Origin of the sequence: uncultured Psychrobacillus sp. (assembly GCF_938022135.1) — a bacterium.
Classification (GTDB): Bacteria; Bacillota; Bacilli; order Bacillales_A; family Planococcaceae; genus Psychrobacillus.
Window position 1 is genome coordinate 1 of sequence record NZ_CALIED010000056.1, and the last position, 15,436, is coordinate 15,436.

Sequence of the window (15,436 nt, forward strand, 5' to 3'; positions counted from 1 at the left end):
AAATCTTAAATCAGAGAGTAGAATTGATTTTTCGCCCCAGCCGGACGCTTTCCTCCGGGTGAGCGATAAGCCATCCACATAGCCTTTTTATAAAAGGAATTATGAAATCATCTCCAATGATCATTTTATTTTAGATATTTTCTCTATATATCCTGAATTTAGACGATTTTATTTTGCCACTCTTACATTTTCCTTGTACAATATAAGAGTATATAAAGGGGGCAAGTGAATGGGACAAGCACAAAAAGAAAAGAATGAGTTATGGGAATGGTCGAAAGCTTTATTAATAGCTTTTGGACTTGCAGCATTAATTCGACTCTTTTTATTTACCCCTATAATTGTGGACGGAGAATCTATGATGCCGACCTTAGAAAATGGGGATAGTATGTTAGTGAATAAAATTGGTTACGTGGTCGGTGAACCAAAACGATTTGATATCGTAGTTTTTCATGCTCCTGAGCAGAAAAACTATATAAAACGTGTAATAGGGCTTCCTGGCGATCATGTCGAGTATAAAAACGACCAGCTCTACATTAACGGAAAAGAAGTTGCTGAGCCTTACTTAGAACAAAAAAAGAGCGAGTTAACAGAAGGAACATTAACTGGGGACTTTACGCTTGAAAGTATCACTGGAGACAAAAAAATCCCAGAAGGATATGTTTTCGTTATGGGAGACAACCGCTTATACAGTAAAGACAGCCGAATGATCGGTTTAATTGAAATCGATGAAATTATAGGGAAAACAAATTTAGTATTTTGGCCAATTGGTGAGGCTGGTTTTGTAAAATAACCAAAGTAGTGCGTAAGAAGGTGATTCTTCTTCCCGGCTATTAGAAAATAGCTAGTGCTTTAAGAAGGAGGTGCAATATGACAATACAATGGTTTCCAGGTCATATGGCCAAAGCAAGAAGAGAAGTTACCGAGAATCTAAAGCTTGTAGACATTATTTTTGAACTGATAGATGCACGTTTACCATTGTCTTCAAGAAATCCTATGTTAGACGAGGTAGTCCATCAAAAAACGAGGCTACTTATTCTAAACAAAGTGGATATGGCTGATGATATGCAAACCAAAAAATGGATAGCTTATTTCGAGTCAAAAGGGCACCCTACTGTTGCAATAAACTCTTTGGAAGGGAAAGGTCTCCAAGCGGTTTTTAAAGCCTCTAAAGAGCTTTTAAAGCCTAAATGGGACCGTATGAAAGAACGCGGGATTAAACCTAGACCAATTAGAGCTATGATCGTAGGCATTCCGAATGTTGGAAAATCTACTTTAATTAATCGCTTTGCCAAAAAGAATATTGCTAAAACCGGAAACACTCCAGGTGTAACCAAAAGACAGCAATGGATTAAAGTAGAAAAGGAAATAGAGCTATTAGATACGCCGGGTATTTTATGGCCTAGATTTGAAGACCAAATAATAGGCTATAAACTTGCTTTAACTGGCGCCATTAAGGATGCTGTTATCAACATGGAAGACTTAGCAGTATATGGGCTACGTTTTTTAGAAGAACATTATCCAAAGAGAATGGAAGAGCGATATAATATTACAAAAATCAGTGAGGATTTAGTAGACACTTTTGATCATATTGGTAAACTCAGAAGATGCTTTGCATCCGGCGGTGAAATTGATTATGATCAAGTGGCTGAGCTAATTGTTCGTGATATAAGAAATCAGCAATTAGGTAAGCTGACCTTCGATTTTGTAGATGAATATGAGTGAAAAAATTCCCTTTTTACCTTCTGGTAAAGAGGGTTTTCTCGATTTATAATATTTTTAACCGATACATACAGAAAGCAAAAGAAAGCTGAAGTGATTTTAATGTTACGTTTACAAGAAATAAAAGAAAAATTAATAGTTGCAGATGGCACAGAAGACTGGTTTAAAGAACTTGAAGAAGATCAACGGGCTGGAGCAAAGAAATTATTGGAAAGCTGGAAGAGAAAACAACAAGTCCAAAAACTAGAAAAAGAAGCTCATATTGAGAAGGTAATGTTTGATAAAAGTTTTGATGTTAATCGAAGTGGACTAATAGCGGGCGTAGATGAGGCCGGAAGGGGGCCGCTAGCAGGTCCAGTTGTAACTGCCGCGGTTATTTTAAGAGAAGATACAAATAACTTAATAGGATTAAATGACTCTAAACAAATATCCAGAGCAAAAAGAAATGAATTAGCTTTGAAAATAAAAGAGAATGCTATTAGTTACTTCATACATTTTCAATCAGTTGAAAAAATTGATACGCTAAATATATATGAAGCAACAAAACAATCGATGTCAGAAGCTGTGCTTAGCTTAAAAATCCAACCGAGTGTTGTATTGGTAGATGCTATGAAACTACCAATAGATATAGAAAATCACTCCCTTATTAAAGGAGACGCTAAAAGTTTAGCAATTGCAGCTGCTTCTATTTTGGCAAAAACAGCAAGAGATGAATATATGGATAAACTTCACGAGGAGTATCCTGTCTATCTTTTCAATAAACACGCAGGCTATGGTACAAAGGAGCATATAGCAATGATTATGCAGCATGGTCCAAGTGAGCATCATCGAAAAACTTTTGAACCGATTAAATCTATATTAAAAAGCGAGGTGAAAGTATGAGTGGACCTTCTTTTTCGTCCATCCAATTGAACGCACCAAATGTTATTTCATCGAAGGTATCAGTCCCTATGAAAGAAGGACAAGTCATACATGGAACAATTAAAAACCTATTCCCAAATCAAACAGCAGAAGTTCAAATAGGGAACCAAAAGATAATCGCAAAACTTGAAACCCCTTTAAAAACTGGGGATGCTCATTTCTTTCAAGTAACAAAGGCAGCACCTGAAATTCAGCTCAAAGTTGTGACTGGTCCCTTAAGTGGAGGAAATTCACTTGCCCATCAGTCTCAGCAATTGCTCCAGGCAATGAATTTAAGTAAATCAAGTGAGATGCAGGCAATCATTCAATTTTTTATAAAAGAACAATTACCTATCTCTAAGGAAATACTTATACAGGCTGAACAGCTGATTAAGAATTTACCTCCTAATGCCACTTTAAAAGGAGGACTAGAAGCAATTCAAAAAATGATAGAGTTAAAAATTCCAATGACGTCTAAAATGTTTGATACTTTATTGAGTGGTAAAACTACTACTGGTTTTCCTTCACTTATAACTAATTTGAAAACTGCATTACAGCAGGAACAACAACTTTCTCCATCACAAAAAGAAGCTATTGTCCAAAACTTACAGAAGATAGGGGAACCTTTTCATCTTCCTGTAGCAGGTGCTCTATTAGGTAAACAATTACAAACTCTTCTAAATACACAGCTTCCATCTGCTGTTCGTTTACCTATATTACAACAGCTTATAAACGCTTCTATCTTACCTTCTGAGGCGACATTGAATAATCCAGTGCCAATTTCAAATAACCCAGCATTAAAACAAACGGCAGGAGAAATCATTATCATTAGCAAATTAATGCAGCCAAATATAGAAAATAAACTGGTTGTTGAGCAGTTGCGAAGCTGGATTCAAAATCAGCCTTTGCTATCATCATCTCAAAAGGAACAAGTTTTAATGAATATTAAAGAAGGAGAAGCAAAACCTAATCTAGTAACTCATTCATTAGTTAAGGTCTTCTCTGAGCAAAGCCAGCAAGCAGTTTTTAAAATCGACTCAAACGGTCTTACACCAAAAGATCATTTAGTGTCTCTATTGGGAAAAGGAATGACTATTAATTCCATTAATCAAACTTTAGAGCAATTAACCAATCTTAATAAGGACTCTCCTCTTATCCAGTTTAGAAACCAAGCAGAGCAAACAGTACTAAGTCAACTAGATGGTAAAGCTTTTGAAATGGCAATGAAAGAAACGCTAAAAATGCTTGGATATAGCTATGAGGGAAAGTTAGCAAGCGGGAAAGATGAAGTGCGTCAACTAGCAAGCCAGCTAAAACCGCAACTTGTAGAACTGCTACAAATGCCTAATATATCGGCTACTGTCAGAGATGGAGCCGAATCGATTATTAGTCGAATGAATGGTTTGCAGCTCTTGTCGGGAGAAAATGGTCCCCAACATCAATTATTAATGCAAGTTCCTTTAGAATTTTTAGGTAAGCGAATGGATGCAACTCTTGAATGGAATGGGAGAATGAAGGAAGATGGGAAAATAGATTCGGATTTTGCTCGAATAATGTTTTACCTTCAATTAGATTCACTTAAAGAAACTGTAGTAGATATGCAAGTCCAAAATAAAATAGTGACGATTAACCTCTTTAATGATGATCAGACGATTGAAACGATAGCTAACAAACTTAAGCCTACATTAAAGGAGGGATTGGCAACTGCTGGTTATCAATTGTCTGGGATTTTTATAAAAACCTTTGCACAACAAAAAATGTCGAGCTTATGGCCAAATAACTCATCTTCTTCCAAAGAGCAAGGAGTGGATATTAGGATATGACAGAAGGTAAGTTTAAAAGGAAAGAAGCTATCGCCTTAACATATAAGCCTGGTCAATCGGATGCTCCTACTGTAGTAGCTAAGGGGAAAGGGAAAATAGCAGAAAATATATTAGAAAAGGCATTGGAGCATTCTGTACCTATACAAGAGGATGCTAGTCTAGTAGAACTGCTAGGAAAGCTAGATATTAACCAATCCATACCCGAAGAACTTTATCAGGCGGTTGCAGAGGTTTTTGCATTTGTGTATAGGGTAGATAAAGAAAGAGGAGAGAAGTAATATTTTGTCCTTTTTATCACAGAATAGATTATGCAAGAGAAAGTTCTATAAAAGATTTAGAAGCTACGGATAGAAAATAATCTTTTTTGTAAATCGGTGTCGTACAAGCTTATTTTGAACAAATATTTTAGCAAAATAGGAAGTGTATTGTCGATTTCTAAAGATTGAATATTCTATGTTTTTTGTAGTTATAATACTTTTATGGACAATTTGTGACAGCTTTATTACAATGATAAAGGTAGCAAATAGTGACATAAGTTTGAGGGAGGATGTATAAATGAATATCCATGAATATCAAGGTAAACAGCTCCTTAGACAATATGGCGTAGCAGTTTCTAACGGAATCGTTGCTTTTTCAGCAGAAGAAGCAGTGGAGGCCGCTAAGGAATTAGGTTCTGACGTTATTGTTGTTAAAGCCCAAATTCACGCAGGTGGACGCGGTAAAGCTGGTGGGGTAAAAATTGCAAAGAATTTAGACGAAGTACGTGAATATGCAAAAGAGCTTTTAGGTAAAGTTTTAGTAACTCACCAAACAGGACCAGAAGGTAAAGAGATCAAGCGTCTACTTATCGAAGAAGGTAGTAAAATAAAAAAAGAATATTATGTAGGTTTAGTTTTAGACCGCTCAACATCTCGTGTAACATTAATGGGCTCTGAAGAAGGCGGTATGGACATTGAGGAAGTAGCAGCAAATTCTCCAGAAAAATTATTCTATGAGGAAATTGATCCTGTAGTAGGATTAACTGGTTTCCAAGCTCGTAGAATGGCTTTCAATATGAACATTCCAGCTAAACTTGTAAATAAAGCAGCTAAATTTATGCTTGGCCTTTACCAAGTTTACAATGAAAAAGATGCTTCTATCGTTGAAATCAATCCATTAGTAGTAACTGAGGATGACAATGTATTAGCATTAGACGCTAAGTTTAACTTTGACAGTAATGCTTTATACAAACACAAGGACATCTTAGAGTTACGTGACTATGATGAAGAAGATCCAAAAGAAATCGAAGCATCTAAATATGACCTAAGTTATATTTCATTAGATGGAAACATCGGATGTATGGTTAATGGAGCAGGTCTAGCTATGGCAACAATGGATACAATTAGCTACTACGGCGGCTCACCCGCTAACTTCCTGGACGTTGGGGGCGGTGCTACAGCTGAAAAGGTTACAGAAGCATTCAAAATTATCTTAGCTGACAAAAATGTAAAAGGTATTTTTGTTAATATCTTTGGTGGTATTATGAAATGTGACGTAATTGCAGAAGGTGTTATCATTGCTGCAAAAGAAGTTGGACTTCAAGTGCCATTAGTTGTTCGCTTAGAGGGTACAAACGTAGATTTAGGTAAGAAATTATTAAATGAATCAGGCATCAATATTGTTGCAGCAGATTCAATGGCAGACGGTGCTCAAAAAATCGTTAATCTTGTAGGATAAGAAAGGCAGGGACATAAAATGAGCGTATATATTAATAAAGATACTAAAGTAATTGTTCAAGGAATTACGGGCTCAACTGCTCTTTTCCATACAAAACAAATGCTAGAATACGGCACTAAAATCGTTGCTGGGGTTACTCCTGGTAAGGGTGGAACAGAAGTAGAAGGCGTACCTGTATTCAATACAGTAGCGGATGCTGTTAAAGATACAGGAGCTAATGTATCTGTAATCTACGTACCTGCTCCATTTGCTGCTGATGCAATCATGGAAGCTGTTGACGCTGAGCTAGATATGGCTATTTGTATTACTGAACATATTCCTGTATTGGATATGGTAAAAGTTAAGCGCTATATGGAAGGCAAGAAAACACGTTTAGTGGGACCAAACTGCCCAGGTGTTATTACAGCTGATGAGTGTAAAATCGGGATCATGCCTGGATATATCCATACAAAAGGACATGTAGGCGTAGTTTCACGTTCTGGTACGTTAACATATGAGGCGGTTCATCAATTGACTCAAGCAGGCATCGGTCAAACGACTGCTGTAGGTATTGGTGGAGACCCTGTAAATGGTACAAACTTTATCGACGTGTTAAAAGAATTTAACGAAGATGAAGATACTTATGCTGTAGTAATGATCGGAGAAATCGGTGGTACTGCTGAAGAAGAGGCTGCTGAATGGATCAAAGCTAACATGAAGAAACCAGTAGTAGGATTTATTGGTGGACAAACTGCACCTCCTGGAAAACGTATGGGTCACGCTGGAGCAATTATCTCTGGTGGCCAAGGTACGGCAGAAGGCAAAATTCAAGCAATGGAAGCTGCTGGTATGAAAGTGGCTGCTACTCCATCTGTAATTGGCGAAACGTTAATCGAAGCTATTAAAGAAGCAGGAATTTACGACGCTTGTAAAACACATTAATTAAAAAAGTGCGGCTCATCGAATGATGGGTCGTACTTTTTATAAACTAATAATTACCCATTTACCTGTTAGGGCATACATATGCTCATACTTTTCGTATAAAAAAATTCATAAAAGGGGTTAATTGATGATAGAACAAACTTTCCAAAGAAGATTACTCGCTCTACATTATGTATTTCCTGTACCTCTCCCTAAAGTAATTCCACTTCTAAAAATAGATCCCGACCTATCCCAACTAGAAAACATCCAACCAACCCTTCTTGCTAAATTGTGTAATATTCCCATTGAAAGAGCTATTCACTTGAAAAATATGTATAAAGAGTTAGTTTATCACCCTCTTCTTGAAACCTATGAGAAACATAATATTCTCCCAATCGCTTACAATGATAATTATTACCCAGAAAGTCTTTTGAAATTATATGATCCTCCAGTGATTTTATATACTAAAGGAGATGTAAGCTTACTAGCTAACATTAAAAAGATTGCTATAATTGGTTCTAGAAAGGCAACTTCCTATTCAGAAAAAAGTATAGAAAAAATACTACCCCCTCTAATTCAACAAAATTATGTTATTGTAAGTGGTCTTGCGAGAGGTGCGGACACGCTGGCCCATAGAAAAACAATAGAAATGGGCGGAAAAACTATTGGGGTATTAGGCACAGGTTTTTCTAATATTTATCCAAAAGAAAACGAGGATTTAGCGAACTTTATGTCGAAGAGTCACCTACTAGTAACTGAATACCCTCCCTATATTACTCCAAAAAAGTGGAATTTCCCCATGAGAAACCGGATTATTAGTGGTTTGTCGTTAGGTGTCGTTATTACAGAGGCACATAAGAAGAGTGGTACAGTTTCTACAATGGAGCATGCCTTAGAAAATGGAAAAGAAATTTTCGCAGTTCCAGGATCTATTCATTCAGACCTATCAGAAGGCCCACATCACTTGATACTAGAAGGGGCAAAGCCTATTTGGGATGGCCACCAAATTCTCGAGGAAATGAGATAAAAAGTATAAAATTTTAAATTTAGAATTGAAAAGTCTTGCAATTACTAAGAAACTGTTATACATTTTGCAACAGGTATTTGTTTTGCAGATTGAAGCGAGTTACCTTCTATAAGGAGGCACATCTATGTCGGATTATTTAGTTATAGTAGAATCGCCAGCGAAGGCAAAAACGATTGAGCGATATTTAGGAAAGAAATATAAAGTAAAAGCATCGATAGGACATGTTATAGATTTACCAAAGAGTCAAATGGGTGTCGATGTAGAAAACAATTACGAACCAAAATACATTACAATACGTGGTAAAGGGCCAGTCCTTCAGGATCTAAAAAATGCGGCCAAAAAAGCAAAGAAAGTTTATCTCGCGGCTGACCCCGACAGAGAAGGGGAAGCAATCGCCTGGCATTTAGCAAAATCTCTAAACGTAGATTTAGAGTCAGACTGTCGTGTTGTATTCAACGAAATAACAAAAGATGCTATACTAGAATCATTTAAGCATCCTAGACCGCTTGATAAGGATTTAGTAGATGCCCAACAGGCAAGACGAGTTCTAGATCGTCTAGTAGGATATAATATCAGTCCTATTCTATGGAAGAAAGTTAAAAAAGGTCTTTCAGCAGGTCGTGTACAATCCGTTGCTTTGCGACTAATAATTGATCGTGAACGAGAAATTGAAAAATTTATCCCAGAGGAATATTGGTCTATCGAGGGTAAATTTGAAAAAGGTAAAAAAGCATTCGAAGCTCTTTACTTTGGCAAAGAAAAAGAAAAAGCAAAGCTTACCAATGAAGATGAGGTTAAGGCTGTATTAAATCTCATGAAAGGCAAAAATTTTGACGTTACTAATGTTACTAAAAAAGAAAGAAAGCGTAATCCTGCGCCTTCATTCACTACCTCCTCACTACAGCAAGAGGCAGCTAGAAAATTAAACTTTAGAGCTAGAAAAACAATGATGCTTGCTCAACAGCTTTACGAAGGAATTGACCTTGGTAAAAAAGAAGGTACTGTTGGTCTTATAACTTATATGCGTACGGATTCTACTAGAATTTCGGATACAGCTAAGGCAGACGCTGCTGAATTTATAAAAAGTGAATATGGATCAGAGTTTCTTTCGACTAAGAAAGCGGAGAAGCAAGATAAAAAAGCCCAAGATGCGCATGAAGCTGTTCGACCTACAAACGTACTAAGAACACCTGATTCGTTAAAGGCAATATTATCTCGAGATCTTTTCCGTTTATATAAACTTATATGGGAAAGATTCGTTGCAAGTCAAATGGCTCCAGCCACTTTGGATACAGTTGCAGTAGATTTGAAAAATGGAGAAGTCATTTTTAGAGCTAACGGTTCTCAAGTGAAATTTGCTGGTTTTATGAAGGTCTACGTAGAAGGCTCAGATGACCAAACAGACGACAAAGATAAATTGTTGCCTGTTATGGAAGTTGGAGATAAAGTAAGTGCTACAGAGATCGAGCCTAAGCAGCATTTCACTCAACCACCACCAAGATACTCCGAAGCGCGACTTGTTAAAACCTTAGAGGAACTAGGCATAGGTAGACCATCTACATATGCTCCAACTTTAGATACAATACAAAAAAGAGGCTATGTAGCTCTAGAAACGAAGAGATTTGTTCCAACAGAGTTAGGTACTATTATTCATCAGCTTGTATCAGAGTTCTTTCCGAAAATCGTAGATATTGAGTTTACTGCTCAAATGGAACGAGATTTGGATAGTGTAGAAGAAGGTCAAGTTGAATGGAAGAAAATTATTGATGCATTTTATGTTGAGTTTGAAAAACACTTGGAACACGCAGAAGCTGAAATGGAAAAAATCGTTATAAAAGATGAGCCTACTGGTGAGGATTGTGAAGAATGTAGTTCTCCAATGGTATACAAGCTAGGGCGCTATGGAAAATTCATGGCTTGTAGTAATTTCCCGGACTGTAGAAATACAAAAGCAATTGTTAAAGAAATTGGTGTGAAATGTCCATCATGTGAGGAAGGGCAAATTGTTGAGCGTAAAAGTAAAACAAAACGCTTATTCTATGGCTGCAATCAGTATCCTACATGTGAGTTTCTTTCTTGGGATAAGCCAATTAGTAGACAGTGTCCAAAATGTAATGAAATGCTAGTAGAGAAGAAGTTGAAAAAAGGAATACAAATACAATGTGTTGCGTGTGATTATAAGGAAGATCCGCAAAGCTAGAAAGAAGGATACGACATGACTGAAATAGTAAACGTTATTGGAGCAGGTTTAGCCGGAAGTGAGGCTGCTTGGCAAATAGCTAGCAGAGGAGTTAAAGTACGTCTCTTTGAAATGCGACCTGTCAAACAGACTCCAGCTCACCATACAGATAAATTTGCTGAGCTTGTTTGCTCAAACTCTCTTAGAGCAAATAACTTAACTAATGCTGTTGGGGTTATTAAAGAGGAAATGCGTATGTTGGATTCTCTGATCATCTCCTCAGCGGACAATAGTAGTGTTCCTGCAGGCGGTGCACTTGCCGTAGACAGACATGATTTTGCGGGTAGAGTTACTGATTCTATTAGAAGCCATCCATTAATTGAGATTGTAAATGAAGAAGTAACCGAAATACCGGAGGGCATTACGGTGATCGCTACAGGTCCTTTAACATCCCCGGCCCTAGCAGAGAAGGTAAAAGTGGTTACAGGTCAGGATTACCTTTATTTCTATGATGCAGCTGCACCAATTGTAGAAAAAGATAGTATTGATATGGATAAGGTATACTTAAAATCTCGCTATGATAAAGGGGAAGCAGCCTATTTGAACTGTCCTATGACGGAGGAAGAGTTTAATCGCTTCTACGATGCTCTTATTGAGGCAGAGGTTGTACCTTTGAAGGAATTTGAAAAGGAAATTTATTTCGAGGGCTGTATGCCAGTAGAGGTCATGGCTGCAAGAGGTAGAAAGACATTGCTATTTGGTCCTATGAAGCCGGTAGGCCTAGAAGATCCTAAGACAGGCAAAAGACCATATGCTGTAGTCCAACTAAGACAAGATGATGCTGCAGGCACTCTTTATAATATCGTAGGGTTTCAAACACATCTAAAATGGGGTCCACAAAAAGAAGTACTAAAGCTAATTCCTGGCTTAGAAAATGTAGAAATCGTAAGATATGGAGTAATGCATCGCAATACGTTCATTAATTCGCCATATGTTTTAAAGCCAACCTATCAGCTAAAAGCTAATGAACAAATCTTTTTTGCTGGTCAAATGACAGGTGTTGAAGGCTATGTGGAATCAGCTGGAAGTGGGTTATTAGCTGGCATAAACGCTGCAAAATTGGCAAAAGGTGAAGAACTAGTTGTATTCCCAGCCGAGACGGCTCTAGGGAGCATGGCCCGTTATATAACAGAAGCCAACCCGAAAAATTTCCAGCCAATGAATATTAACTTTGGTTTGTTCCCAGAGCTACAACCTAAAGTAAGAGATAAGAAAGTACGCACAGAGCAGATGGCTAATCGAGCACTAACAACGATTCAAAATTTTATGAAAAGTACATCGATATAATTGCTAAAAGCCTCTAAAAAGTTGTATACTTTTAGAGGCTTTTACAATAGATGAATTGGAGTGGTTACTTGTGATTGGTAAAGAGGAACTTCATTCTTTTATTGCACATATACAATTAGAAAAAAATTATTCTAATCTAACAGTTCGAGAGTACGAAAAAGATATTATTCAATTTTTAAAGTTTATAGAGGCGGAGGGTGTCCAAGAATTAAATGACGTTGAATATATTCATGCTCGGTTGTATATTACTAAATTGTATGATGAAAATTTAGCAAGAACGTCTATTTCTAGGAAAATCTCGTCAATCCGATCTTATTACAAATTTTTAAACAAGGAATATAGTATTCGAGACGATGCTTTTCAATCTTTGTATCATCCGAAAAAAGAATCGAGATTACCACAATTTTTCTATGAAGAGGAAATGGAAAAGTTATTCGAGAAAAATAAAGGGACAGATCTATTGTCTGTTCGAAATATTGCCATACTTGAATTATTATATGCAACTGGGATGCGTGTGAGCGAACTTATTTCCATTGAAAACAGTCATATAGATAGTAGTTATGGTGTAGTGCGGGTTATGGGTAAAGGAAGAAAAGAGAGATACATACCAGTGGGAGACTATGCACTTGCTGCAGTTGAAGAGTATATGCACACTAGCCGACCTAAGCTGATGAAAAAGACTTCTCATCCATACTTATTTGTGAACAATCGAGGTGAGCACCTTACTACTGATGGGGTGCGTTATATCTTGAATAGTATGATTAAAAAAGCTTCTATGCATACAACTATATATCCCCATATGCTTCGCCATACATTTGCTACTCACCTACTTAACAATGGTGCTGATTTAAGAAGTGTCCAAGAGCTGCTAGGGCACGCTCATCTCTCCTCGACTCAGGTTTATACTCACGTAACGAAAGAGCATTTAAGAAAGACATATATGAATGCCCACCCAAGGGCATAACTACAGGAGGTCATACAATGGGTTCAATTCATGCAACTACTATATTTGCAGTTAGTCATAATGGAAGCTATGCAATGGCAGGCGATGGTCAAGTTACTTTAGGAAATCAAGTGGTAATGAAGCATACAGCAAAAAAAGTTAGAAGATTATTTAATGGTCAGGTTATAGCAGGTTTTGCAGGTTCTGTTGCAGATGCTTTTACGCTTTTCGAGATGTTTGAAGGAAAATTGTTAGAGTACAATGGTAATCTTCAACGAGCAGCAGTAGAGTTAGCTAAACAATGGCGTGGAGATAAAATGCTTCGCCAATTAGAAGCGATGCTTTTAGTAATGGATAAAAAGCACTTGTTGCTTGTCTCTGGTACCGGAGAGGTTATAGAACCCGATGACGGTGTTTTGGCAATAGGTTCAGGTGGAAATTATGCATTAGCAGCAGGAAGAGCATTAAAACAATACGCTGGAGACAAGTTGACTGCAAAGGAAATTGCAGAGGCTGCTTTGAACACAGCTGCAGACATTTGTGTGTTTACAAACCATCAAATAATTGTGGAGGTATTAGGTGAACATGAAGGAAACTAACTTAACCCCTAAACAAATAACAGAGCACTTAAATAAATATATTGTAGGCCAAGAAACAGCAAAGAAGGCTGTAGCCGTTGCTTTACGCAATCGTTATAGAAGACAAATGTTAAACGAAGAAATGAAAGCAGAAGTAATCCCGAAAAATATTTTGATGATTGGACCTACAGGTGTAGGGAAAACTGAAATTGCAAGAAGGATTGCCAAGCTAACAAAAGCCCCTTTTGTAAAGGTAGAAGCGACTAAATTTACAGAAGTAGGGTATGTAGGTAGAGATGTAGAGTCTATGGTTAGAGACTTAGTTGAGGCTGCTATTCGTATTGTAAGAGAAGAAAAAATGGAAGAAGTTAAGGATCAGGCTATACGTTTAGCCAATGATGCTATTGTAAAGCTTCTTGTACCTTCTCTTAAAAAGAAGAATGCGGGACAAAATCCATTTGAAGCTTTATTTGGTGGAAAGCCTGAAGATGATTCATCAGACACCGAGGATACAGATGTACGTATAAAACGTTCACAAATTGCCGAAGATTTAAGAGATGGTAAGTTAGAGGATGAAATAGTAACGGTAGAAGTGACAGAACAGTCACCATCTTTATTCGACGCCCTACAAGGTGGAGGAATGGAAAGCATGGGCATGAATATGCAAGACGCTCTTTCTAACTTAATGCCTAAGAAAAAGAAAAAAAGAAAAATGAAAGTAAGAGACGCTAGAAAAGTATTAATTCAAGAAGAAGCGGGTAAATTAATAGATAACGATGAGTTGTCACAAATTGCCATTGAAAAGACGGAGCAAACAGGTATTATTTTTATAGATGAAATGGATAAAATCGCTAGCAAAAATGGTGGAAGCTCTTCTGCTGATGTATCTCGTGAAGGGGTACAAAGAGATATATTACCAATTGTAGAAGGTTCAACAGTTACGACAAAATATGGAGCAGTAAAAACAGATTACATATTGTTTATTGCTGCTGGTGCTTTCCATATGTCTAAGCCTTCTGATTTAATCCCTGAACTTCAAGGACGCTTTCCAATTCGTGTAGAGCTTGAGAAGCTTACGAAGGAAGACTTTGTCCGAATTCTAAAGGAACCTCATCAGTCGCTAATAAAGCAGTATGAGGCTTTGTTATTAACTGAAGAAGTAACTATTTCTTTTTCAGATGAGGCAATTGAAAGAATTGGGGATATAGCATATCAGGTAAACCAAGAAACCGATAATATCGGAGCAAGACGTCTTCACACGATTTTGGAGAAAATTTTAGAAGACCTATCTTACGAGGCTTCAGATATTTCACCTGCTCAAATACAGATCACTCCTGCTTATATTGACTCTAAACTTGACAATATTGTGAAAAACAAAGATTTATCACAATTTATACTTTAAAATCCGATTCTTATTACTTTCAAAAACAATTAAAAACCTTTAGAATATTAAAATAAATAGGAAAATTACAATGGAGGCTTTATTTAAATGAATTTATTAGACAAAACACGCAAAATTAACTCGATGTTACAGGCATCTGCTGGGAAACCAGTTAACTTTAAAGAAATGGCTGCAACATTAAGTGATGTAATAGAATGTAACGCATTTATCGTTAGCAGAAAAGGAAAGCTATTAGGACACGAAGTACACCAACAAATCGAAAATGATCGTATCATTAAAATGATGGAAGAGCGTCAATTCCCTGAGGAATATACAAAAAATCTTTTCCACGTTAGTGAAACGTCATCTAACTTAGATGTATATAGTGAACACTCTGTATTCCCTGAGGAAAATAGAGAATTGTTTAAAGATGGTTTAACTACAATTGTTCCTATTATCGGTGGTGGAGAACGTCTTGGTACACTTATTCTAGGACGTCTTAAAGATGAGTTCCAAAACGATGATTTAATCTTAGGTGAGTATGGTGCTACTGTAGTTGGTATGGAAATCCTACGTGAAAAATCAGAAGAAATTGAAGAAGAAGCTAGAAGCAAAGCAGTAGTACAAATGGCTATTAACTCATTATCATATAGTGAATTAGAAGCTATTGAGCATATCTTTGAAGAATTAGACGGAAACGAAGGACTTTTAGTAGCATCTAAAATTGCTGACCGTGTAGGAATCACTCGTTCTGTAATTGTTAACGCTCTTCGTAAACTGGAAAGTGCTGGAGTTATCGAATCAAGATCTCTTGGTATGAAAGGAACTTATATAAAAGTTCTTAATGATAAATTTTTAGCAGAACTTGCACAACTTAAAATGCGATAATAACCTAATAAATGGAACCTACTCTAGAAATTTCT

General features: G+C 36.9%; 14 protein-coding genes. All 14 read left to right on the forward strand.

Features of this window, described 5'->3' with window-relative positions; all coding sequences use genetic code 11:
- Positions 1-229 precede the first annotated feature (229 nt).
- The 14 genes from lepB to codY all read left to right on the forward strand — a co-directional run bounded on the left by lepB (position 230) and on the right by codY (position 15,401).
- Positions 230-790, forward strand: coding sequence for a signal peptidase I (gene lepB / locus Q0371_RS11225; protein WP_169358576.1), 561 nt, complete (start codon positions 230-232; stop codon positions 788-790).
- 77 nt (positions 791-867) lie between these two features.
- Entirely contained in the window at positions 868-1,722 is an 855-nt protein-coding gene (gene ylqF / locus Q0371_RS11230) for a ribosome biogenesis GTPase YlqF (protein ID WP_169358577.1), read from the forward strand.
- A 99-nt stretch (positions 1,723-1,821) separates the two neighbouring features.
- Positions 1,822-2,601 carry a ribonuclease HII gene (locus Q0371_RS11235; protein ID WP_298471125.1) on the forward strand — a complete coding sequence of 260 codons (780 nt, stop codon included), beginning with the start codon at positions 1,822-1,824 and terminating at the stop codon, positions 2,599-2,601.
- Entirely contained in the window at positions 2,598-4,442 is a 1,845-nt protein-coding gene (locus Q0371_RS11240; RefSeq protein WP_298471127.1) for a hypothetical protein, read from the forward strand. Before Q0371_RS11235 ends, Q0371_RS11240 begins: the two co-directional genes overlap by 4 nt.
- The gene (locus tag Q0371_RS11245; RefSeq protein WP_169358580.1) at positions 4,439-4,720 is read left to right on the forward strand and encodes an EscU/YscU/HrcU family type III secretion system export apparatus switch protein; all 282 of its coding nucleotides are present in this window, start codon (positions 4,439-4,441) and stop codon (positions 4,718-4,720) included. The genes Q0371_RS11240 and Q0371_RS11245 overlap by 4 nt, the downstream gene beginning before the upstream one ends.
- A 277-nt stretch (positions 4,721-4,997) precedes the next feature.
- Complete coding sequence (gene sucC / locus Q0371_RS11250) at positions 4,998-6,158, forward strand: ADP-forming succinate--CoA ligase subunit beta (protein WP_298471128.1); 1,161 nt, start codon at positions 4,998-5,000, stop codon at positions 6,156-6,158.
- 18 nt (positions 6,159-6,176) lie between these two features.
- Positions 6,177-7,079: a succinate--CoA ligase subunit alpha gene (sucD, locus tag Q0371_RS11255; RefSeq protein ID WP_169358582.1), complete on the forward strand. Its 903-nt coding sequence runs from the start codon at positions 6,177-6,179 to the stop codon at positions 7,077-7,079.
- 127 nt (positions 7,080-7,206) lie between these two features.
- Positions 7,207-8,085, forward strand: a complete 879-nt coding sequence (dprA, locus tag Q0371_RS11260; RefSeq protein WP_298471129.1) for a DNA-processing protein DprA — start codon at positions 7,207-7,209, stop codon at positions 8,083-8,085.
- A 124-nt stretch (positions 8,086-8,209) separates the two neighbouring features.
- Positions 8,210-10,285 carry a type I DNA topoisomerase gene (gene topA / locus Q0371_RS11265; protein WP_169358584.1) on the forward strand — a complete coding sequence of 692 codons (2,076 nt, stop codon included), beginning with the start codon at positions 8,210-8,212 and terminating at the stop codon, positions 10,283-10,285.
- 15 nt (positions 10,286-10,300) lie between these two features.
- Complete coding sequence (gene trmFO, locus Q0371_RS11270; protein WP_169358585.1) at positions 10,301-11,611, forward strand: FADH(2)-oxidizing methylenetetrahydrofolate--tRNA-(uracil(54)-C(5))-methyltransferase TrmFO; 1,311 nt, start codon at positions 10,301-10,303, stop codon at positions 11,609-11,611.
- A 73-nt stretch (positions 11,612-11,684) separates the two neighbouring features.
- Positions 11,685-12,575, forward strand: coding sequence for a tyrosine recombinase XerC (gene xerC / locus Q0371_RS11275; protein ID WP_298471191.1), 891 nt, complete (start codon positions 11,685-11,687; stop codon positions 12,573-12,575).
- 17 nt (positions 12,576-12,592) lie between these two features.
- Positions 12,593-13,153 carry an ATP-dependent protease subunit HslV gene (gene hslV, locus Q0371_RS11280; RefSeq protein ID WP_169358586.1) on the forward strand — a complete coding sequence of 187 codons (561 nt, stop codon included), beginning with the start codon at positions 12,593-12,595 and terminating at the stop codon, positions 13,151-13,153.
- Entirely contained in the window at positions 13,140-14,534 is a 1,395-nt protein-coding gene (hslU, locus tag Q0371_RS11285) for an HslU--HslV peptidase ATPase subunit (RefSeq protein WP_169358712.1), read from the forward strand. The genes hslV and hslU overlap by 14 nt, the downstream gene beginning before the upstream one ends.
- 87 nt (positions 14,535-14,621) lie before the next feature.
- Positions 14,622-15,401 (forward strand): GTP-sensing pleiotropic transcriptional regulator CodY, encoded by a 780-nt coding sequence (codY, locus tag Q0371_RS11290; protein WP_169358587.1) that lies wholly within the window; start codon positions 14,622-14,624, stop codon positions 15,399-15,401.
- The last annotated feature ends 35 nt before the right edge of the window (positions 15,402-15,436 follow it).